Origin of the sequence: Shewanella sp. 10N.286.51.B7 (assembly GCF_002873615.1) — a bacterium.
In the GTDB taxonomy this organism is placed as follows: domain Bacteria; phylum Pseudomonadota; class Gammaproteobacteria; order Enterobacterales; family Shewanellaceae; genus Shewanella; species Shewanella electrodiphila.
Window position 1 is genome coordinate 19,156 of record NZ_MCUF01000056.1, and the last position, 23,555, is coordinate 42,710.

General features: G+C 41.3%; 16 protein-coding genes. 10 read left to right on the top strand and 6 right to left on the bottom strand.

Annotation, left to right across the window (positions count from 1 at the left end):
• The first annotated feature begins 1 nt into the window (after nucleotide 1).
• Together BCU84_RS15175 and BCU84_RS15180 are read left to right on the top strand one after the other, a co-directional pair.
• Nucleotides 2-5,002 (top strand): S8 family serine peptidase, encoded by a 5,001-nt coding sequence (locus tag BCU84_RS15175; RefSeq protein ID WP_241906453.1) that lies wholly within the window; start codon nucleotides 2-4, stop codon nucleotides 5,000-5,002.
• A 590-nt stretch (nucleotides 5,003-5,592) separates the two neighbouring features.
• Nucleotides 5,593-5,814, top strand: coding sequence for a GlyGly-CTERM sorting domain-containing protein (locus BCU84_RS15180; protein WP_133146650.1), 222 nt, complete (start codon nucleotides 5,593-5,595; stop codon nucleotides 5,812-5,814).
• A gap of 83 nt (nucleotides 5,815-5,897) precedes the next feature.
• On the opposite strand, the gene rsuA is transcribed toward BCU84_RS15180, so the two are convergent.
• Nucleotides 5,898-6,590, bottom strand: coding sequence for a 16S rRNA pseudouridine(516) synthase RsuA (rsuA, locus tag BCU84_RS15185; protein ID WP_102528916.1), 693 nt, complete (start codon nucleotides 6,588-6,590; stop codon nucleotides 5,898-5,900).
• A 317-nt stretch (nucleotides 6,591-6,907) separates the two neighbouring features.
• Between rsuA and BCU84_RS15190 the strand changes: the two genes are divergently transcribed.
• From BCU84_RS15190 to BCU84_RS15205, 4 genes are all read left to right on the top strand, one after another.
• Nucleotides 6,908-8,980, top strand: a complete 2,073-nt coding sequence (locus BCU84_RS15190) for a M13-type metalloendopeptidase (RefSeq protein ID WP_102528917.1) — start codon at nucleotides 6,908-6,910, stop codon at nucleotides 8,978-8,980.
• 299 nt (nucleotides 8,981-9,279) lie between these two features.
• Nucleotides 9,280-10,074 (top strand): RelA/SpoT domain-containing protein, encoded by a 795-nt coding sequence (locus tag BCU84_RS15195; protein ID WP_102528918.1) that lies wholly within the window; start codon nucleotides 9,280-9,282, stop codon nucleotides 10,072-10,074.
• A gap of 174 nt (nucleotides 10,075-10,248) precedes the next feature.
• Nucleotides 10,249-10,653 carry an SMI1/KNR4 family protein gene (locus BCU84_RS15200; RefSeq protein ID WP_102528919.1) on the top strand — a complete coding sequence of 135 codons (405 nt, stop codon included), beginning with the start codon at nucleotides 10,249-10,251 and terminating at the stop codon, nucleotides 10,651-10,653.
• 57 nt (nucleotides 10,654-10,710) lie between these two features.
• Nucleotides 10,711-11,211 carry a DUF4447 family protein gene (locus BCU84_RS15205; protein ID WP_102528920.1) on the top strand — a complete coding sequence of 167 codons (501 nt, stop codon included), beginning with the start codon at nucleotides 10,711-10,713 and terminating at the stop codon, nucleotides 11,209-11,211.
• 72 nt (nucleotides 11,212-11,283) lie between these two features.
• On the opposite strand, the gene BCU84_RS15210 is transcribed toward BCU84_RS15205, so the two are convergent.
• Together BCU84_RS15210 and BCU84_RS15215 are read right to left on the bottom strand one after the other, a co-directional pair.
• On the bottom strand, nucleotides 11,284-11,943 hold the full coding sequence (locus BCU84_RS15210; RefSeq protein WP_102528921.1) for a glutathione S-transferase family protein: 660 nt from the start codon (nucleotides 11,941-11,943) through the stop codon (nucleotides 11,284-11,286).
• A gap of 157 nt (nucleotides 11,944-12,100) precedes the next feature.
• Nucleotides 12,101-14,695 carry a TonB-dependent receptor gene (locus BCU84_RS15215; RefSeq protein ID WP_102528922.1) on the bottom strand — a complete coding sequence of 865 codons (2,595 nt, stop codon included), beginning with the start codon at nucleotides 14,693-14,695 and terminating at the stop codon, nucleotides 12,101-12,103.
• Between the two features lie 315 nt (nucleotides 14,696-15,010).
• Between BCU84_RS15215 and BCU84_RS15220 the strand changes: the two genes are divergently transcribed.
• Both BCU84_RS15220 and BCU84_RS15225 read left to right on the top strand, forming a co-directional pair.
• Nucleotides 15,011-16,273, top strand: coding sequence for an Nramp family divalent metal transporter (locus BCU84_RS15220; protein WP_102528923.1), 1,263 nt, complete (start codon nucleotides 15,011-15,013; stop codon nucleotides 16,271-16,273).
• Between the two features lie 404 nt (nucleotides 16,274-16,677).
• Nucleotides 16,678-17,148, top strand: coding sequence for a DUF1456 family protein (locus BCU84_RS15225; protein ID WP_102528924.1), 471 nt, complete (start codon nucleotides 16,678-16,680; stop codon nucleotides 17,146-17,148).
• 59 nt (nucleotides 17,149-17,207) lie between these two features.
• Here BCU84_RS15225 and BCU84_RS15230 read toward each other — a convergent pair whose 3' ends face one another.
• The gene (locus tag BCU84_RS15230; protein WP_102528925.1) at nucleotides 17,208-17,795 is read right to left on the bottom strand and encodes a hypothetical protein; all 588 of its coding nucleotides are present in this window, start codon (nucleotides 17,793-17,795) and stop codon (nucleotides 17,208-17,210) included.
• Nucleotides 17,796-18,196: 401 nt separating this feature from the next.
• On the opposite strand from BCU84_RS15230, the gene BCU84_RS15235 reads away from it, so the two are divergent.
• Complete coding sequence (locus BCU84_RS15235; RefSeq protein ID WP_102528926.1) at nucleotides 18,197-19,885, top strand: NAD-dependent malic enzyme; 1,689 nt, start codon at nucleotides 18,197-18,199, stop codon at nucleotides 19,883-19,885.
• Between the two features lie 100 nt (nucleotides 19,886-19,985).
• On the opposite strand, the gene BCU84_RS15240 is transcribed toward BCU84_RS15235, so the two are convergent.
• Entirely contained in the window at nucleotides 19,986-20,669 is a 684-nt protein-coding gene (locus BCU84_RS15240) for a Crp/Fnr family transcriptional regulator (protein WP_157936230.1), read from the bottom strand.
• Between the two features lie 28 nt (nucleotides 20,670-20,697).
• The gene (locus BCU84_RS15245; protein ID WP_102528928.1) at nucleotides 20,698-21,132 is read right to left on the bottom strand and encodes a DUF3069 domain-containing protein; all 435 of its coding nucleotides are present in this window, start codon (nucleotides 21,130-21,132) and stop codon (nucleotides 20,698-20,700) included.
• A 575-nt stretch (nucleotides 21,133-21,707) separates the two neighbouring features.
• Between BCU84_RS15245 and BCU84_RS15250 the strand changes: the two genes are divergently transcribed.
• A complete protein-coding gene (locus BCU84_RS15250; RefSeq protein ID WP_102528929.1) occupies nucleotides 21,708-23,552 on the top strand; it encodes a GGDEF domain-containing protein in 1,845 nt (614 codons plus the stop codon).
• Nucleotides 23,553-23,555: the final 3 nt, after the last annotated feature.

Below are 23,555 nucleotides of genomic sequence, written 5' to 3' on the forward strand. Positions count from 1 at the left end.
CATGAGAATTAAAAAATTGACATTGATGACATTGGCTGCGATATATGCAGGTGGTGTCGGCAATGTAGTCGCTGATAATGGACAGCACTCTACATTGGATACTCCACCGCAAATACCAACAAGTATTAATATGATGGAGCTTCATAAACAAAAACAACAAGCAACTCAGTATAAAACTGAAATGGGAACAACCCCATTACGCCGTGGTAGTTTAAGTAATATCCATTATCAACCTAAATCTGCAGTTGATAAGATTAATATTGAAGAAGGTATTACTGGCGAACACACTTACATTGTTCGATTACACGACAAGCCCATTGCAACTTATAACGGGACTATTCCTGGTCTTCCTTCGACCAAACAAGCTTTGCGTCAAAGCACTCAGCAAAATAGTACAAATTCCGCTTCAATGGATCAGCAATCTATTGCTACGTATAAATCACACCTTTTATCTAAACAGCAGCAAGTTATTTCCGCCACTGGCGTGACCCCGAATCAACAATTCACAGCCGCAATTAACGCATTTACAGTCAAAATGACACAGCAAGATGCTATGCGCATGGCTGAGCAGTCGGAAGTTGCTTATATTCAACGTTCTACCAAACTACAACTGCACACAGATGTAGGCCCTGAACATGTAGGCGCTAGCGGAATTTGGGACGGCAGCCAAACACCTGACGGTCAAAAGTACCAAGGTGAAGGTATGGTCGTTGGTATTATCGATACTGGTGTGAATACTGACCACCCTTCTTTTGCTGCTGTTGGCGGCGATGGCTACGTTCATACTAACCCATTAGGTGCAGGTAATTATTTTGGCGGTTGTGCTGAAGCTGATTTTGCCGATAAATGTAATGATAAATTAATCGGTGTTTACACCCATGAATCGATTACCGGCCAGTACCCTGAGTCACTGCAATTTGGTGAAGATTACAACGGACACGGAAGCCATGTAGCCAGCACCGTTGCTGGTAACATCTTGTATGATGTCGATGTTGTAACTACATCTTTAGGTGGCGGGCCAGGTAACTCAATTGGTGTGCAAATGCCAATGATTTCTGGTGTCGCTCCACATGCCAACATCATTTCTTATCAAGTATGTACTGATGATGGTTGTCCTGGTGATGCGATATTATTTGGTATTGAACAAGCAATCCTTGATGGTGTCGATGCGATTAACATGTCTATTGGTGGCGGCGAAAGCTTCCCATGGAATGACGCATTTGAAATGGCATTTTTATCAGCCCGTGAAGCAGGCATTGCCGTTGCATTGTCAGCAGGTAACTCTGGTGCGGCTTATGGTACTGATAGTCTATACACTGTCGACCACACTTCGCCTTGGGTATTAAACGTTGCAGCGACAACGCATTCACGTTCAATCAATATTCATGATAAAGCCCTAAATGCTTTTGCTGGTGGCGACACGACTTTAACCCCTGAGCAACTTGATGGCGCTGGCGTTTCTGGTGAATTTAGTGGCAACTTTGTTATTGCTGGCGATCATGGTGATGCTCGTTGTAATACGCCTTTTGCTGCAGATACATTCCAAGAAACTGATATTGTTGTTTGTGAGCGCGGCGATATTGCCCGTGTTGAAAAAGCAATAAATGTTCAAGCTGGTGGCGCAGGTGGTTTTGTACTTTATAACACTTGGGATGAAGGTGATGATGTATTTGACGATGCTTATGTGATCCCAGGTATTCATTTAACCGCTACTCAATATTTCGGTAGCTGGAATGTGAAAGGCTTACAGCCTTGGTTAATGTCAGCTGAAGGCGAAACATTAACAGGTACCATTACTGCATCTCGTGCAACACGCGATATAAACCCAGACGATGCTGATTGGTTAGCAACGTTCTCTTCTCGTGGTCCTTCTAGCACAGTTGAAGAATTATTTAGTCCAGGTATCGCAGCTCCAGGTGTAGATATCTTTGCCGCATGGAATGATGAAAACCCATTCAATTCGCAAGCTGATACCCGTAATTATAACGCTATCAGTGGTACCTCAATGGCATCTCCACATGTTGCAGGTATGATGGCGTTGATCCGCCAAGCTAACCCAACATGGACAGCAAGCCAAGTACAGTCTGCCCTGCAAATGACTGCTGATAGCATGGCTATCAAAACACTGCACCCTAATACTGGCGAAACAAAAGTCGCTGGCGTCTATCGTGCAGGACATGGCTTAGCCAATGTCGAGCGTGCAATTAATGCTGGTTTGATCATGGATGAAACAGCTGATAACTTCCGCCGTGCTAACCCACAAAATGGCGGTTTAGTCCGAGACTTGAACTTACCACAGTTAATTAATAACGATTGTGGTCGTGATTGCTCGTGGTTAAGAACGGTTACAGCAACACAAGATGGCACTTGGGATGTGAGCGTGGCTCGTGCAAGTGAAGGCCAACCTTACTGGGATTACTCATTAGACCCTAGCGCTAACGTCAGCGTAACGCCGTCGCAATTTAGCTTAAAGAAAGGTGAATCAATTACCTTAACCATTAACGGCTCGTTCCAAGAGTCAGATATGGCTTGGCATGATGGCACCATTGCCAATGCTCAAGGTGAAATTCATTTCATCGCTACTGATGAAACTATTCCTGCATCTCACTGGCCGTATTCAGCTACATTCATTGGTACAACATTGCCTAACACTATCAATGTTAAAGCCCATGATGACACTGCTAGCCACATGATTGAAAACGTACCATTTGGTGTGCCAGCAAACACGTTATCAGGAGTTGTTTATACCCCTGTTGAAGCAACAACAATCGAATTTGATTCGGCACGTCTTCAGTTCGGTGAACAATTTGTTGATGATCAGGGTTTTTGGAATACCGATTTGGCAAGTGTTACCACTTTCCCAGTCACTGTCCCTGAAAACTCTGCAGTATTTAGAGCTGAAATCACTGACCGTATTAAGTCTTCAATGAATACGGAATACGATATATTTGCCGATGCTGACATCATGATTTTCCGTGATTTCAATGGCGATGGCATGTACCACTATTCTGAAGCGATTTGTGGTTCGCAACTGCCACAAACTAGCATTGGGGAATACTGTTCACTAGAAAATCCTGAAGCTGGCGAGTACGTCATCATGGTGCAAAACTATCTTATGTACCCATGGGAAAGTGTTGATACCTATGAGATGTCTTATGCTGTTGTCGCAAAAGATGTTACTTCTGACATTCAATTATCATTCTCTGACTCTGAAGAACTTAATTCTTCGTTGAACATTGAGTGGGATATGATGATGGAAGAAGGCAAAACCTACTACTCAGCAGCAGCTATTCATGCAGGTGCTAATGAAGAAGGTTCATTGACTTTAGTGCCTATGCAAATGACTCGTGGTAAAAACACAGTGTCAATTGATAGCACACAAGATGCTGCTCGAGTTGGTGATATTATCGATATGCGTTTAACTGTTCAGGCAAACCAAAGCGGCGAGAACCGTTTAGTTGACATAGCAGCAAGCTTATCTGACGGCTTACGTATTATTGATGGCTCACTAAGTGAAAGTATTGCAGGAGTCGTTGCTACCGATAATGGCTTTACAGTCCAAGTTGAGCAGTTAAACACTGCAGATAAACAGACTGACTATATCGTTACAACCAATGAAACTGATGCAATGTGTCGTACACCTTGGAACATTGAGTACCTCGATGGTAGCTCAATAGACGGCGAGTATGTTGACCTTGCACGATTTGGTATGGCACCTTCTTGGGGCTCATTCTATGAAGTCAATGAATGGGGCTGGGGTACTTGGACTCATGAAATCATAATTCCTACTATCGATAATGCTATGGCACCTTTCGATAATGAAGAATACTTCGTGACAGACCAAGTGGTACTAAGTTCTCGTGGTTGGTTACAACTTGATTATGTTCAGTACAACCCGTGGGACATCATGCCGCAGGAAGTTCATTTGGAACTACCTGCGACTGAATATACTACACCTGCGGATTTCATCGTAGCGCCGTTATGGAATGCTTCGCAAGATGAAAACTGGAACCAAAAAACCACTCTTTCTATGTATGAACCAAGTTGGGATCCTGCATTACAGAAAGGGGTTACCGTTGCTTACTTTGAAGGTTACACATTAGTAGAGTGGGATAAAGCGTCAACTCATGACTTCGGTTACGATGAAAACTGGCAACAAACTATCACTCCACGTGATGATAGTTATGATTTCCAAGTCTTCATGCGTGAGCGAACAGGACATGTAGACGGTGAGTATGAATACATCATGGCTTATAACAATGTTGATGTAGGCAGCCAAGACGGTAGCGGTTCAATTGGTGTACGTGGTTACAATGGCCCGCGTGCTGGCATGTGGCCATTAAATGGTCACCAAGGTGAATCATTTGCTTATAACGATTTAAACGATAAGTTAAAAGACGGTTTAGTGGTTTGTTATAACATCGATGGCCCACAATCTAGTCGTATCACGATTGAATTCCAAGCTGAAGTTATTGATGCTGCCTTAGGTATGGATCAAGAAATGACAGTAACAGGAACAGTTGATGGGATTGCTGATGCTAGTGCAACACAAACAATAACCGTTGCATCTAATATCAACATGTTAGCAATCGATGACCAGATGGTTGAAGAAAACATGACTCTTGAAGGCATTACTGTTCACTATACTGATAATGATGGTGGCATGTCTGCTAACACCATTACAGTCACTGGCGAAAATGTGACTGCTGTAGTCAATGGTCATACATCAGGTTCAAGTTTTGATATTACGCCAGCAGCTGATTTCTGGGGTGAAACCATGGTCACTGTGACAGTGTCTGATAACTTGTTCCCGAATGATATGAGCACGACAACATTCATGTTAACGGTTAACTCTGATGGTGTGGAGCCAACTCCACCAGCAGCAGAGAATCCAATTGAACCTGAAGCAACTCCAGATAATGACGATGGAGGAAGTTTAAGTTTATTAGGGTTAGTTTTCTTAGGATTACTTGGCGCAAGTCGTCGTAAAAAGTATCACTAATAATTCATTAATATAATCAATCAAAAGGCCTTCAGATGAAGGCCTTTTTTATGCTTATAAATAGCCAAAAACATATTATTCTAGAAGCTGATTGACTTAGCATAATTGAACATCATGGCTAAGAGCCTATGATGTAATTGACTATTTTGGTTTTACTTAGTCTTATACAAATACTATTTAAGCGCTGCTCAAGCACTACACTAGATGAGTCAGGTTGATTCTTTAACTCTTTTACAATTAACTCGACCTTGCTTAACGCCTCACCTTTACTTCAACAGTTACAACATGAATGAAGAATCAGCTCACATTATATTCTTAAGGATTTATCTTCCTTTTATATATTCAATATCGGTTTACAGCTTGAAGTAGTATTGGCTACTTTAACCTAACCAACATTACCGCTTTCGGCATACCGAGTAAGAAAATGGCTGCAAATGAAGTCATGGAAGAATTAACAGTGGAATACATGCACAGTGAAAACGTGTCGATTAAGTAGACGGAATGAGCTTTACTATCACTCCAGATACTGATTGGTATGGTAAACAGAAGCTAAAGTGACTGTGACTGTGACTGTGACAATGACAATGACAATGACAATGACAATGACAATGATGGATTCGGCTAATCAACATGACCAAGCCAGCACAAGCTTTATGTTAATGGTGAATTCTGATGATATCGATGCAGCACCACCAGCAGAAGAGGCGCCAGAAGAAACACCTGCGAAATCTGATTCAGGCAGTAGCATGGGGGTCTTTAGTCTTATTTTGGTCGGTTTATTGGGCGCTGCGCGACGTCGTAAACTACACTAATATAGCGTTCCAAAACTAGTGTTTGGGCCTTCTGTAAAGAAGGCCCTTTTTTATGGCCGATTATCAATCGTGGGGGTCGTAAACTATTTAACTGACTTTACTTCTTCATCAGTTAAAAATCGCCATTCACCTTCAAGCAATTCATCTTCCATTTCAATACTGCCGACCGCTTCACGATGAAGATTGACCACTTTATTGCCCACAGCGGCAAACATACGTTTTACTTGATGGTATTTGCCTTCACTGATGGTTAAACGAGCATGAGTGTCATCTAGAATTTCAAGCTTAGCGGGTTTGGTTAACCCATCTTCGCTACGTAACTGAACCCCTTCTTTAAAGGTCTCAATCAAAGCTTCATCAAGTGGCTCAGCCACCTCAACCCAATACCGTTTACCGCAGTCTTTCTTAGGTGAAGTGATTTTGTGCGACCACAAACCGTCACTGGTAATGAGCACTAACCCGGTGGTATCCACATCAAGTCGCCCTGCAATATGTAACGTATCGACCTTTTCAATATCCATCAAACTCAGTACCGACTGATATTCTTCATCAATGGTTGAGCAAATCGTATCGACCGGCTTATTCATCATGATGTAACGTTCACCGATAATGGTTATCTGACGTCCCTCGATGCACACTTCAGTATCTTCAGCGACTTTATAACTGGCATCTTTTACCACCACGCCATCACAGGTAACTTCACCTGACTTTAATACTCTTTTTGCCAATGAACGAGTGAGCTCAGTACTTTCACAGATAAACTTATCTAAACGCATTACTACAACCAATTGAGTGTCTAATTAGCCGCTATTATGAGCCGTGAACCATCAAATGAAAAACAAATATTCCGCTTCTGCAGTAAAACGGTAATTTTTAGTTACATATCAGTTCCTGAAAAGCTCACATTTTATCAACAAAAATGCCCTATCCCCTTGTTAAATGCCCTTTTCAACACTTAACATGGGGTTCACAACAATAAAGACTGATTTTCTATTTACACTTTTGCTGTTTAAAAGAATAAATGAAAAATCAGCATCTAAAGCTCATTGAAGAGCTTATTAATACTTGATTTCAAGAATGCAAAGGAAACAACATGAATAAGTTTGTTATTGGGGGACTTTGTGCCTCATTGATCGCAGGTCTCAGTGCTTGTAGTAATAATGAAGTGCAGAACTCCACCAAAACGGCAACGGCTGAAGCAGTTCAAACTGCATTAACATCAGGTATCGATTTTCAAAACATCGATAAATCAGTACGTCCACAAGATGATTTTTATGAATATGTAAACGGCACTTGGCTAAAAACAGCTGAAATCCCGGGCGATCGTACTAATATTGGCGCCTTTTACGACCTACGTGAAAATGCTCGTGAAGACGTGAAAGCAATCATTGAAGAAGTGGCAGCAATGCCTACTCTAACAGCTGGCACTGATGAACAAAAAGTGGCCGATCTTTATCGCGCGTTCATGGATGTTGAAACGTTAAATAAATTAGGTGTCACACCTATCCAAGCTGAGTTTGATAAAATCACTGCTATTTCATCAAAAGCTGACCTCACTAACTTTTTTGCCTATAGCCAGGTTAACGGTTACGGCACCCCACTGGCTTTTTACGTTAATGTTGATGCAAAAGACTCAACCCGTTACGCCACCCATATCTGGCAATATGGCCTAAGCCTGCCAGAAAAAGACTATTACTTTAACGAAGAAGAACGTTTCGTTAATATTCGTAAAGCTTTCGTTGAGCACATTGAAAAAATGTTTAACTTAGCTGGTCTTGCAGATGGTAAGGCTGCTGCTGAGTCTATTTTAGCCCTGGAAACTGCCATTGCTGAAAAGCATTGGGATGTGGTTGAAAGCCGCGATAGCACTAAAACTTACAATAAAATGACAATAGCTGAGCTTGCAGAGCTTGCTCCGAACATTGATTGGAACCAATACCTGACAACTATGGGTGTTGCAGAGCAAAAAGATATCATCATCAACCAACCTAGTTACGTGAGCGGCTTGAGTGAAGTGATTGGTGCAACAGATTTAGACACCCTTAAAACTTACATGACGTGGAGCGTATTAACCCACGCAGCAAGTAACTTGTCTGAAGCCATTGATGCAGAAAACTTTGCTTTCTTCTCTAAAACCTTAAACGGTCAAGAAGAGCAAGAGTCTCGCTGGAAACGTGGTGTAAACACAGTCAGTGGCACTTTAGGTGAAGTTGTAGGTAAGGTGTACGTTAAGCGTCATTTCACTTCTGCAGCCAAAGATCGCATGAGTGTATTAGTTGAAAACTTACGTGGCGCATACGGCACTAGCATCGACTCGTTAGATTGGATGAGTGCTGACACTAAAGTGGCCGCTAAAGACAAATTAGCCAAATTTAATCCAAAGATTGGTTACCCTGATAAATGGAAAGATTACAGCAAGCTAACCATTAAAGGCGATGACTTGGTCGGTAATGCGCAGCGTGCAAGCGTTGAAAGCCACAATAAAGATATTGCTAAACTTGGCGGCCCAATTGATAAAGGCGAGTGGCACATGACGCCGCAAACCGTCAACGCTTACTACAATCCAACGATGAACGAGATTGTGTTCCCAGCGGCAATTTTGCAACCTCCGTTTTTCAACATGCAAGCAGATGATGCGGTTAACTACGGTGGCATCGGCGCAGTAATCGGCCACGAAATGGGTCATGGTTTTGATGACCAAGGTGCTAAATTCGATGGCGAAGGAAATATGCGTGATTGGTGGACTGAAGCTGATTTAGCCGCCTTTACCAAAAAAGGGAATGCTTTAATTGCCCAATATGATGGTTACCAAGTATTTGATGACTTACATGTTAATGGTGAACTGACACTAGGCGAAAACATCGGTGATTTATCGGGTGTGACTATTGCGTATAAAGCTTACAAAATGTCATTAGACGGTAAAGAAGCACCAGTGATTGACGGCTTAACGGGCGATCAACGTTTCTTTATGGGCTTCACTCAAATCTGGCGAGTGAAAATGAAAGAAGAAGCTTTGCGTAACCGTGTTGCAACTGATCCACATTCACCAGGCCATTTCCGTGCTTTAGGTGCCCTATCTAACATGCCTGAGTTCTACACAACTTATGACGTGAAAGAAGGCGATAAAATGTATATCGAACCAGCTAAACGCGTAAAGATTTGGTAAATACTCACTTGAGCTACCCTTTATTTCTTAAAGGATAGAACGACTAAAAAGGACATCATTTCGATGTCCTTTTTTATTGCTATTTAACATTCTAGATTTAGCAAATCAAAGCCTGCTCAATATTCAATATCACAGTCTTAATAATCACTTTGTAAAGATTGGTAAACCTGTCCATAGTCGAAAAAATATTCAGCTTTGATTCAGCTTCCACCAGTTAAAGTAATCACATATCCCAAAAGGGTTATAACGAATACTTTATTACTCATGCCTTCATAACTTTAGAGTCAGTGGTAACGCAAATGAACAGAATTTTTCGTACCTTTTTTATATTTTTATTATTACTCACTACGCGAAATGCCGTAGCTGTTACTGTTGATACTAGCCCTGTTAAACCCGTTTACGATGTTAACCAGACCCTTGTTGATGATTTAGACAGTCTATTAAACCTAGCAAGTACTTCAGGTACTGCGCCGCAACAAGAAACTGATAGCTTACAACAGTTATTTGAACGCGCCCCTTTAGCGCAAACAGAACTGAGTAATTTACTCAACAACATCAGTCAAGAAAGCCATACTCATATACTGATGCCTGAGATTAAAAGTTACCAAAGGGCGCAACAAAAAATTGAACGAAAATTCAATGGCGATGCCAGTTTCATTACCGATATTGCCAGAGCAACGTTGGTTGCCGATGACGTTGAAACATTAATGCGCAGTTATGATGCCTTGGCTGAGACCACAGAGGTTGTGCAAGTTAAAAACCGCTTTGCAGACCCCAAAGCATCAGGCTATCGCGACTTAAATTTATTAGTGAAATTACCGCAAACAAAAATGATTGTAGAAGTGCAATTACATCTGAGCAAAATCGCTGAGATTAAAAGCGGCCCAGAACATCAAGTCTATGAACAAATACAGCATATTGAAGCTGTCGCACAAACCCAACACCGCGCCCTAACTGATTTAGAGTTAATGCAAATTGTTAAGCTGCGTCAGTCATCACATAAGCTTTATCACAAAGCTTGGCTTAGCTATAAACGCCAAAGCCTTGCCCAATTTGACAACACACACATAGGAGACCAAACCCAAGCAGCTTAACCCCATTAAGCTTTGCCTATTTCCGTTCAACCCCCTTCCATTTTGGCACCTTAATTTAAGGTGCTTTTTTTTATTATTTTTTGCTGTTTTGTTGGTTTTTCGATTAATTCAAATTGGTTAAGAGCGCCATACAAGCTATACTCCCGCCATTATTGCCGATAACTGGAAACACTGATGAATGACATCATTGAAATGCTTCAAGACTTAAGCGAAACGGTCCCTGTACCACTTGAATTACCGACATTCGAGCAACTGGTAGAAGTTGAAGAGCAAATTTTAATTTCACTGCCCAACGACCTAAAAGAATACCTGCTATTTGGTAGTGATGTTATTTACGGTGCTATTGAAATGGTTACGGCATCTGACCCATATTCTCATACCTATTTACCTGAAGTGACCAGCTACGCTTGGTCTGTGGGTATGCCAAGAGAGTACATTGCGATTTGTCAGCAAGGGGATAACTTTTACTGTATCGACCAAGAAGCCAATGTGCGCTTTTTCAAGAATGGTCGCATGGCAGACATCATGTGGGAATCTCTCTGGGATTGGATTCAAGATATTTGGTTAAAACGTAAGTAATTAATTTGATTCACCTATGTTTTAACCACAACACGACAAGATTAAATAGGAAAAACCATGGCTAAATCAAATAACTTGAATGCAATCGAAATGCAGTGTTTACGCTTATCATTAGGGTTAAGTGTCGAGCAAATTGCCGAACTAACTAAAACAACTGCTGAAGCAGTTACTGCTTGGGAAGCTGGCGAAACTGATGCGCCAGAAGTTGCACAAAAGAAGTTACTTGAAATTGAAGATACCATTGAGATGCAAGTACTCAATACCACTGACGGTATTGAAGCGCTATTCAAAACCGAACCAAAGCGACGTTTAGCCTTTGTGGTCTACCCAACTCAGGCTATTTATACTCAGTACAATCCTGAGTTTTTAAGCTCATTGCCTTTTACTGAGCTATACAATACTGCAGCATGGCGCATCAAAAAAGAATGCCAAATTGTATTAGAAGTAGAAGTCAGCCTTATTCCACTTGAAATTGAAGCTTATAAAAGTTTCCGCGCTGATAATGGCATGAGTGAATCTCGCGAAAGCCGAGCTAAATGGGCTGCGACTCAGCTTTAATAAGCTGAGTAGATAAATAAAAAAGGAAGCATTCGCTTCCTTTTTTCATGTCAAAAATTCACGATTTGATCGTTACTCTTCTTGAGCAGCCTTCGCAATCGCTTCTGACTTTTCTAACGCCTTAGTCATTGCAGGTCGTTGTTTCACTCTATCTCGATATGCCGTCAACTTTGGTGGAATAGTTTGCTCAAATACTGTCGCCCACAAAAGCGTTTGAGTCAGTAAGATATCAGCTATGGTGAGTTCATCACCACAAACATAACCTGTTTCTGGTACCCATTGTTCAGCTATCTTAGCCGCTTTATCAAACTCAAATTTTGCTACCGGTAGCATGGCATCTACACGCTGCTCTTCTGGCAGCGCAAAACGATGTTTGCCCATGCTCCATAAAGGTTGCTCTAATTCGCATATAACAAAGCTAACCCATTGGTGATGCAAGCCCGCTTGCTCAGTGCCAGGTTCTGGTAAAAAAGCACCATTGCCATACTTTTCCGCTAGGTACTGCAAAATAGCCGCTGACTCAGTTAGCGCAAAATCACCATCAGTAATTACAGGCATTTTACCGCTTGGGTTCAGCGCTAAATATTCTTCAGAACGGTTATCGCCTTTGGCAAAGTTAAGAAAGCAAAACTGCCAATCAACTCCGAGCTCTTCCAATAACCATGAAACCCGCAGCGCTCTGCTGCGCGGAGTGCCATATAAGGTAATACCTGTGCTTGCTTCTATTTCCATGTTCTATTTTCCTTTGATTAATTACCTACTGAACCAGACTTCGTAAAATCAAACAGATTTAAAATGAGTGTCATCGAAAATGATACCAATAAAAAGGCGAGCCTAAAGCTCGCCTTCTGTCTTGAGCTAGGAGTTAACCTAACATATGTTCAGTTATTTAAAACTGATAACTGACTTTACCGTACCATAATGCACCGATGGCAGAATGGGTTGCCTGATCGTAACCCATGAAATCAGCGGCGCTGAATGAAGGCTCTTCATTCAATACATTATTAGCACCTAACGTCAGTGACCAATGTTCGAAACCAATATAGGTGACATTTAAATCTAAAGTCATCATTGAATCTATGGTTCCTGTAGCTCCCGCATCGATATTATCTTGATATTCACCAATATAGTTTAAGCGCGCACTGGTTTGCCAGTTGGTGTAGCCCCAATCCATGCCACCCGTCCAGCGATATTCAGGGTGTTGGTATTCACCTGCAAGTTCACGGGTCGAACCGTCTTCACGTACTTGATCAAAACTATTGACCCAAGTGAGGTTATAATTAAAACCAAACTCACCCGCACTTTGCGTATTCATGGTGTATTGCACATCAAGGTCAACACCATCAGTCGTCTGGCTACCTAAGTTAGCAAACTGGTCATAGATTTCGATAATACGTCCAGGTACGCCATTGGCATCGGTAGGCTCACGTTTTACAACGCTTGGATCATCACCTTGAGTATTAACCAAATATTGAGTATCAGAAGTAATCAAACCTTCTTGATCATAATTCCAGTAATCCACCCCGACACTTAAGCCATCGGTAATTTCCCAGATCCCGCCAAAGTTATAAGAAGTTGACTCTTCAGGTTGTAAATCAGGGTTACCCGAAAAAATAACCGTGCGCTCTTGCGCGGTACAGTCTTCTTCAAGCCCTGTTAATGGACAACGTACCGCATCCACTAATCCCGGAGATTCCTGTGATGGGCCTAAGCCTAATTGCACTAATGATGGTGCTCTAAATGCTTCGCCCCAACTTGCACGGAAGGTTAAATTATCTAATGGGGTATATCGCAGAGCAATTTTAGGGTTAGTCGTATCGCCAAAGTCACTATAGTCTTCGTATCGCAATGCTAATTGTGCTTCGAGTTTTTCAAATACTGGTACAGCAAGCTCAATAAATAATGAGGTTTGATCGCGCTCGCCATAGGCTTCAGTCGCTTCGGTACCAAATATTTCGCCGCGCTTAAACAGCTCATCAGGATTATCTGATAATTTTTCTTCACGATATTCAAACCCAACCGCCATCGCGACACTGCCCGCTGGCATATCAAACAAGTCACCAGCAATCTTTCCGTCAAACGCATTAGTGGTAGATTTACCATTACGGGTGGTACTGACGCTAATATCATCAATCACATCGCCTTGCTGGCTTGTTGCTAATGGATTAAACGCGCCTGAGTTAATGGCTTCTTGTAAACGTGGTGTCCACACAAAACCTTGTTCACCATATTCATGATTACGATTATAAGAATAGGTATAAGCCAGTTCCCACTCCCAATCCGATAACATGCCATTTAACCCTAATACAATTCTAGCGCTATCTGATTCAGATGATTTTTGGCGAGGTCCCGTTTCAGTGAGTCTTCGGCGCATGGTTAAGTCTTCACCAGGAAAAGGATTAGTCGCAGCGCCGCTAGTAAACAGTGGATTATCATTTAGCATATAAAACTCACCGAATGATGGACTTGCCGCCCCTTTCACCACACTTTCATTATGCTGATACATCATTTCAGCAAATAAACTCAACTCATCGTTAAACTCGTAATCTTGAAATACCGATAACCCCATGCGAGTCGATTCTGGCACTGATGTCATCAGTGGTGCGTAGTCATAGCGGCAATAATTTCCTTTTACACTGTCCGCTGGGCAATTGACATCAGGCGTCCAGCTGAATAAATCAGACTTTGGCGTTATGGAGCCATCAGCGCCAATTGTCGCAGGAATGTATGAACCAGGATTACCTGCAGATGAACGAAAATCATCACCGCCATTTGGTGTTTGATCGGCAGAGCTTGAATAGTCTCGGTCGGCAAAGAGAGTTTCACGTTCTTTAAAGTAATCAAATATTACGGTGGTATGCGACTTACCGTCAGCGGCTTCTGTACCCCACAAAATTGAACCCGCTTGCTGACCACCGCCATCTTCGACAGTTTCAGCAAGTTTACCGTTGACTTCGAATCCTTCGAAATCCTTTTTCATGATGATGTTTATCACACCCGCAATAGCATCAGAACCGTAGGTTGCTGAGGCGCCATCTTTAACGATATCGATACGTTTCACTGCAGAAATAGGAATTGAGTTAATATCCACAAACGCGGTATCAATGGATTTAGCAAAAGATGACACCGCAATACGGCGGCCGTTCAACAATACTAAAGTGGCATCTGCGCCTAAACCACGTAATGACACAGCAGCGCCACCATTAGCGGTATCATCAGAGTTATTACCTTGGGTTGAGAAAGTGCCACTCCCTGAAACAGGTAACTTACTCAGTAACTGCGAAATATCCTGTGCGCCTGAGCGGGCAATATCTTCAGCACTTAACACCGTCATCGGTGAAGCGCCTTCTAAATCCGTGCGTTTAATGTGAGTACCTGTTACTTCAATGCGTTCGACTTCGGGCTCGGCAGCAAAAGCGGTAGGTGTGAGGATGAGTGATACAGCAGCAGCGCAGGCGCTCTGCCAAAATTGAGGTCTTTTCATAATTGTCCCTAATATGAATTATTATTTTAAATAGGCTCAACATCATTTTTAAGCCTTTATGTTCCTAATAAGAATGACTTACAAATCATCCTATTTCGGTTCATCTCATGCGTGCTTATATTAGCGCATCATGTTTTTCTAACATAAGTAATCCACATCAGAAGTCAATGGTTAGTTTTTAAACAGTTGTGACAGAACGCTTTATCACTTACATCTTGTAAACAATTTGTTATTTTGCGCATTCAGCAAAATATGACATAGTCATACATCATCTTGAAACTGAATAGTAATCTCACCTCAAACAATAAGAACATGATGCAGACGACTCAAAAAGCCACCAGCAGTAATTACTCAGCCGCCACATTTTTTGCCAGCCTTGGCCCAGGGATTTTGATGGCCGCCGCCGCCATTGGCGCATCACATTTAGTTTCCTCTACCCGAGCTGGAGCTGAGTTTGGCTGGCAATTGGTGTGGGTGGTATTACTCGTTAATTTACTCAAATACCCATTCTTTGCTGCTGGTGCTCGGTACACCGCAGCCACAGATGAAAGTTTACTCCATGGATATTTAAAGCAAGGACGCGGCTATTTGCTGATGTTTACTTGCTTAAACACTATCGCAGCGATTGCCAGTACAGCGGGGGTGTGCATGTTAACTGCTGCTATGCTGACCCAATTTGTGCCTTTGCCGATTGATGTACTCGCATTCCTAGTACTAGTGAGCTCACTGGCAATTCTCATATTGGGTCATTACCAATTACTGGATAAAATGACCAAAGTCATCATGCTGGCCTTAACCTTAACTACCTTGATTGCAGTCGCACTTGCTTGGCAACATTACCAAGCACCGGCTATAACGGAGGTAGCCGAGAGCCCTTGGCAATGGGCTTATGTTGGTTTTTTAGTGGCTATGATGGGCTGGATGCCAGCGCCAATTGAAGTCAGTGCTTGGAACTCTTTGTGGTTAATTGAAAAGAAAAAGACCCAAACGGTGACCAGTAAGCAAGCCATTTTCGACTTCAATTTGGGCTTTATTGTTACCGCTATTTTAGCGGTAGTTTTTTTAGCCCTTGGTGCATTAGTGATGCATGGTAGTGGCGAAGTATTTTCTAATTCTGGTGCTAAATTCGCAAGCCAGCTTATTGATTTGTATAGCGATGTCATGGGTGAACAAAGCCGATTTTTAATCGCTGCTGTCGCTTTTTTATGTATTTTTAGTACCACGGTGACCGTCATTGACGGTTATAGCCGAACGTTAGATATTGGTTGGCAGTTACTCAACAATCAACAGGATTGCGCTAAGCGATTAACAAGAGTGATGTTGCTTGTTTCTGCATTAGGACTGGGGCTTATTCTGTTTTTTAAAGGAGCGCTGCTGCCTTTACTTGAGTTTGTGATGACATTGGCATTTCTAACCACAGTGATTTTTGCGTGGCTTAATCTACGATTAATGACCAGTGAAGCCTTACCTGAAAAACACCGTTACGGTATCAAAATGAAACTACTGGCATGGTTTGGCTTGGTGTATCTGGTTGGGTTTTCGGCGGTATTCATTTACTGGAAGCTTGCGATACAATAAATAGCTTCTCTTAATGACGATGAATTGCAGATAATCTGAACTATTACTCCATTTTCAGGTATATACCCATGTTACTTCAAGATGCTTTGTCAGGCGCAATCTCGGATAACAATGCAAGGCGTAAGCTGAGGTAATTGTTGTTCACTTTTCAAAGCTTACAATGTAGCAGTGGTTTTCGAGCTTGCGCCCCATAGGGCAAGGCAAATAGCACCAATCTGCGTTGTTATAAAATATCTATGTAGAATAACTATACTTCAATTTTATGCCTAGCATCTTGGCACTATTTGCCTTGCTGACTTTGCATCTTGAAGTATCATGGGTATAATCCGCATCCAATTTTTATTTAAGCTTAGGCTCAATAATCCTCAGCTTAAAAAACTGCGCAGCCGCGCCCAGAGACTTATATGATTAACAACGATATTATTCGCCGTCTACGTTTTGTATTCGATTATTCAAACGCAAAGATGATTAAAGTTTTTGCTCAAGCCAATGTTGAAGTCAGCACAGATGAAATCATTAGCTTACTGAAGAAAGAAGCTGAAGAAGGTTATAAAGCCTGTAATGACAAAGTCATGTGTCAGTTCTTAGACGGACTAATTATCGAAAAACGTGGTTTACGTGAAGGCAGTGAAGTTCCAGCGCCTGTTAAAAACCTAACAAATAACTTAATCTTCAAAAAATTGCGTATTGCTTTAGAGCTTCGCGAAGATGACATTATTGAAATTTGTGGGTTAGCTGATTTCGTTATCGGTAAGTCAGAGTTAGGTGCCTTGTTCCGTAATCCAGATCATAAGAACTACAAAACTTGTGGCGATCAGATTTTACGTAACTTCTTACATGGACTATCAATCAAACACCGTGGTGTTGAACTGTAACTCCCCTGTTTGATGTAACATTGAAATGCACAGCAATGGCTGTGCTTTTTTATGTCATTTTATCGCTCGCTCAGTGTCACTTCATCCCAATAAATGGCCTGTTTAAACTCTTCGGCTAATAAAGCATTCAGTTTTTCGAAACTCTTTACTGCGACTTCCTCTCCGTTTACACACGACCATACAAATCGATGACAGTTATTGTTAAATAAATCATATTCGCGATATTGATATATTGCCTGCTCTGCTCTTTGCTGTGCTTGTGGTGATATTAAAGGCTGATGTAAGTGATTACATGCCTGAAATATGCGTCTACCTGTCCGGTCTTGTAAAAAACGCTGCGCTGATACGGGTCTTATTAACCCGCTGCCATGAAGTTCAACTAAGTGATTATCGCCCACCCAAATACCACTATGCTCAACCACACCAAAAACAAAGCAACAAACAATGCCTCCAGGTGCCGCTTCGACACGTACATCACTGGTATGCCAAATACTTGGGGTTAACGGGCTCGCAGACTTTTCATTAGGTACTTTTGGGGAGCGGCCCATGCGGCGTTCATGTTGTAGTGACTTGCGCTGTTTACGATCATCAGCAAGTAAAATTGCACCTACCGCCGCTGTACCAAGCCAAATTAAAGGAAGAGCCATTTGTACCTCACAGTGTAGAAATTGTGTACATAATCAGCATGGCATCTAATTTAATCAATATCGAGTCCCTTTCTAGTTTTAGTCAGCTGCTAAAGTGTTACGAGTCATGACTCATTGACATATTTGCCCTCACTCTAGTCTTGTCTCTCACAATCCCTATCACAATCTAGTTAATATCGTTATTAGCATTGAGTCGCAAACAAATCACATCAAACGTTTTCAATATTCACAGCTCACATTCAAATAGAAAAAAAGTGTGAAATAGCTCACTTAACAGACCACAAAAAATATAACTTGTGTTAACCTTCTCCGATAACAAAAAACGTCTACTATTAGACAGTCATCGCCGTCTAATCCTAGCTATAAATAACAGTAATTCGACACTGATAATAAGGTTTCCAATGGACGATAATAAACGCCCTCTCTATCTTCCTTTCGCAGGTCCAGCCATTCTTGAGTCTCCTCTGCTAAACAAAGGTACCGCCTTTAGCGAAGAAGAGCGCATTTACTTTAACCTTGAAGGGCTTATTCCTTGGGTTATTGAAACAATTGAAGAACAAGCATCACGTGCTTATGAACAGTATAAAAGTTTCAGTAATGACCTCGATAAGCATATTTATCTGCGTAATATCCAAGATACTAACGAAACCCTATTTTATCGATTAGTGCGAAACCATATCAGTGAGATGATGCCTATCATCTATACCCCTACCGTGGGGTTAGCCTGTGAGCGTTTCTCGAAGAATTATCGCCGTAACCGCGGTTTGTTTATCTCATACGATAACAAAGATCGTATTGACGATATTCTAAATAACTCGACACGCCACAAAGTGAAAGTGATTGTGGTCACCGATGGTGAACGTATCTTAGGTTTAGGCGACCAAGGGATTGGCGGTATGGGGATCCCAATTGGGAAATTATCCTTATACACCAGCTGTGGCGGGATCAGCCCTGCATATTGCCTCGCAATTACGTTAGATGTGGGGACTGATAACCCTAATCTGTTAGATGATCCTATGTATATGGGCTCTCGTCATCCACGTATTGGCGGCGAAGAGTACGCTGACTTTATCGAAGAATTCATGCAAGCAGTCAATCGCCGCTGGCCTGAAGCACTTATTCAATTTGAAGATTTCGCTCAGAAAAATGCCATGCCATTGCTTGAACGTTATAAGGACAGATTCTGTACTTTTAATGACGATATTCAAGGTACTGCTGCGGTAACTGTTGGTTCGTTATTGGCGGCATGTAAGGCAGCTGATACGCAGTTATGTAAGCAACGGGTTGCTTTCTTAGGCGCGGGGAGCGCAGGTTGCGGAATTGCAGAAGCCATTGTGGCGCAAATGGTGGCAGAAGGCATTTCAGATGAGCAAGCTCGCTCACAAGTATTCATGGTCGATCGTTGGGGCTTATTGCTTGATAACATGCCGACCTTACTGGATTTCCAGAAAAAACTAGCGCAAAAGACGATCAATATTGAGCAATGGGATGGCTTTAGCGATCATATTTCATTACTTGATGTAGTCAACAACGCTAAACCAACGGTATTGATCGGTGTTTCTGGTGCGCCAGGATTATTCACTGAAGAAATTATTCGCGCCATGCACAGTCATTGTGAACGTCCAATAGTATTCCCATTGTCGAATCCTACTAGCCGCGTTGAAGCAACACCGAAAGATGTGCTGCACTGGACATCTGGCCAAGCATTGGTTGCTACTGGCAGTCCATTTGAACCCGTAGTTATTGACGGTGAGACCTTCGAAATTGCCCAGTGCAACAATAGCTTTATCTTCCCAGGTATTGGGTTAGGTGTGTTAGCGAGTGGCGCAACCCGTGTATCTGACGAAATGTTAATGGCATCGAGCCTTGCATTATCAGAGTGCTCACCACTTGGTAAAAATGGTACAGGTTCATTATTGCCGGCACTTGAAGACATTCAAGAAGTCAGTAAATACATTGCCTTTGCGGTAGCGAAAAAAGCCATTGAACAAGAGCTTGCTCTACCTTGTCCAGATGAACTATTAACACAAAAAATTGATAGTAACTTTTGGGAGCCTGAGTACCGTCGCTATAGACGTACCTCTTTCTAAATGACTTAAGTTTAAGGTTTTGGTATTACTTAACACCAGCACCTTACGAAACGAAAAAGCCTAGCAAATGCTAGGCTTTTCTTTTAGGTAAAACCATCGATTACATGACGACTTTATCTTCTAATGCTTTATTTAAACCAGCGTAGTTACTGATAATCATCTTGCCACGGACTAATTCAATAAGCTCTCGCTGAGAAAACTTATTCAACACTTCATTGACTCTAGGGCGGCTGACATTAGCAATTTCACTTAATTGCTGCTGAGTAATTTTAATTTCAATTCTAGGTAAATCCGTATTCTTTTTACTGCGAGCGAGTTCAAGTAAGAAAAATGCTATGCGCTCTTCTATGCCATAAAAAGATAAATGCATGCCTTGAACAAGCTTAGGGGTATTCGTGCGCATGATGCTATATAACAGTTTATAAATTTCACTATTAGTTTTTGCTAGTTCATTTAAATCCTTTTTAGGGAAAAATAAACTTCTAATAGGTTCAAGCTCACAAGTGTATAAATTGATTTTAGGGAAAATCTCAATAGCCACAGCGCCAACCCACATTTGTTTGCCAAATATAAAACTGGCCAATGGGCGATTATCTAAACTTGTGGTCGCAAATGCTCCCAGCCCCTGTGCACAATAAAATAAGCCACGCTGATGATCACCGTCTAAAAGAGTGGCGTACTTTTCAATGCCCTCAAGCTCAATGGCAAGATCTAAAATCTCAGCTTTGGTTTGCTCGCTTAGTTCACAAGGCCAACTGATTTGGTGGGCTAATATTGATGTCATTGGGTTTCCAAACATTTGCTATAACAAGTTATGCCGACATAACTTGTTTAAAACTATTCAACATCGAACGATCCGTTCGGGCTTTTTTTAACTTTCTAATACTTTCTTTCAGTGATTGCTCAGCTAAACGACCAAATACACCGTCATATTCTTTTTCATCAATCGCTTCGTCAGAATCTGCATCGTCAGCAATCTCTTGAGCTACTCGGCTTAACTGCATCCACGCATTCGCAATATAAAAACCATGGAACTCAGCTTGTGGCATCAATTTTTGCGCACTTGCCGGCATGGCTTGCCAACTTTTATTAAACAAGCCAGCATTATCTTCAATTAACTCTTTAAACAAGCCTTCGTAAGCTTCAAGTAATGTCTCTGGTAATTTATCCATTGGCAGTACTTTATTGGCTACATTAAAAGACACCTGCTTTGCTGTTGCTTTATATTCTTCTGTCACATGACTCATTGTATATTTCTCTCTTAATTAATAGTGCCGCTGAAATTCAAATGCTACTGAGATGTTTGCTATAGATGTATATCCTGCAAAGGCGGCATACCTTAATGGCTTCAACTCATTCAGTAAAGCGCCATTATATATCCAAAGAAGTACAATTAAGTAATATACGGAATTGGCTGTTAAATTGACTTTATAACGGTTTGATTAACCTTTATCTAAGTCCATTGTGCATAGACTACATTCTTACGAACCTGCTCTCAGAAAGGTTGGATTAAATGTCTTTCATTGCTAAATGACATATCAACAAGTAAACATGAAATAAAAGAATATCAAAGTGAGTACACACCTGACTAGTCGTTCTCATTTCATTCAGCTGAATTTAACCTTTGCACCAATAAGCATTGTTACTTTGATAACATTAAGACCCTAATTTGGCTTAATTTATCGATCATTTAGATACAAGTAACCCATTGAGTGGCTTTAATTGTACAAACCAAATTATATGTCATAATAATGCTAGGCATAGAAACCTATATGAGAACTATTCGATTAAAACCCTGCTGCACTTTGTATTAGCTTTATCCTTGTGTTTTGCAAATAACACTGTTTCAGCTAATGCCAATGACATTAACAATCAGCAAAGAATTGATCATTTATTTGATATATTCGATGAGGGTGAAGAAGGTGATCTTGAAAAACTAGCCGGTTATATAATTGAGCTTGAAACCCTAATTCCTCAAGAAGATCTCAAGCAACAAGAAAAGCTCATTCCATTGCATTGCTGGTACCACCCATCAGAAACCTCTGAAGAATTTCAACAAGCAATAAAGCATGCAGAAGACTTGATGCTGCGTCATCAAAAAAGCTACCCGTCAACGCTGCATACAGAACTATTACTTTGCCGTGCATCTCACTACCAATACTCAGGCAATCCAAAACAAGCCAAACTTGATTACGACGCAGCAATACAAGAAGCCTATCAAATTGAAAACCTGCGCTTAATCGCCGATGGTAGGAGTTTACGAGGTGCTATGTTGTCTTATGAAGGTGATTACACAGGGGCTTTGGAAGATTTAATCCCTGCGCAGTCAATGTATGAGCAACTCAAGTTAAACTATTGGGCCAGGGTAAACTTAAGTGAAATCGCCAATAGTTACCGCCGCTTTGGCGATCCACAAATGGCACTTTCCTATCAGGAGAAACTTGAAAAAGCCTATTTAGATAACAATCAGCTAATGGATGCTATCGACATCAATACTCAGATTGCTTATTCCTACGAAGAACTTGGGAAAAACGAACTTGCGCTAGCACGATTTGAAAAAAGTTATCATTACTGGAATAAACAAGACAAACCTATCCTCACTGCGGGTGCTGGCGTTGATATTGCGGGAGTTCAATTAAAACTAGGTCAAGTTGATGCCGCTATTGAAACCTTAGATAATGCCGAAAAAATCATCACTAAAGAAATCGATGGGTTATTCAGTTTTATGAAACTCTTTAGAGCACAAGCTGCATTACTCAAACATCAACCCGAGCAAGCATTGAGTTTTGCACAAGAGGCTGAAACCGCATTTGATGTCAGTAATAATGAACGTGGCTTAAGCCAAGTTTATACTCTACGAAATAAAATCTACCTGGTTTTAGAAGACTATCAGTCAGCTCATGAAGCCTTGTCAGATTATTTGCAACTGCATCTTAAACTTGATCAGAAAAGCTTAAGTAATCGCAATAGCGAAATGCGAGCACGCTTTAACACCGGTAAAATAGAATCAGAGAATCAAACTTTACAAGCATTGCAGCGAGTTAAAGAACAAGAGTTAAAAGTATTGGAAAAAAATAAAGAATTACAGCAAGTGATTATCTTTCTTGTAGCAATAATTTTAATCATTATGACTTTTTATGCCGCTAAGCAAGTTAAAAGAAAACAATTATTTAAAAGTCTCGCTTTAACTGACGAGCTCACACAATTAGCTAATCGTCGTCAAACATATAACTTAGCAAAAGACTATATTGAACAAGCACGTAAAGATAATACTCACTTTTCGTTAATCTCATTTGACGCTGATCATTTCAAGAAAGTAAACGATAGCTTAGGTCATGATATTGGTGATAAAGTATTGGTATTAATGGCAGAAGTATCAAGAAAATTAATGCGTAAATCTGATACGGTCGGCCGCGTGGGTGGTGAAGAGTTTTTGGTTCTATTACCTGGTGCTAATGAACAACAGGCTAAAGAAATAGCCGAGAGATTAGTCAATAAAATTGCTGATGCCGATTGGCAGGCTATATCGCCAGAGCTTAACCAAACAATCAGTGCTGGTGTCAGCCAGTTTAACAATGAGAACAAATTGGAAGCATTATTATTGCGAGTTGATAATGCACTTTACCAAGCAAAGTCAGCAGGTAGAAACTGCGTTAAGACGGTATAAATC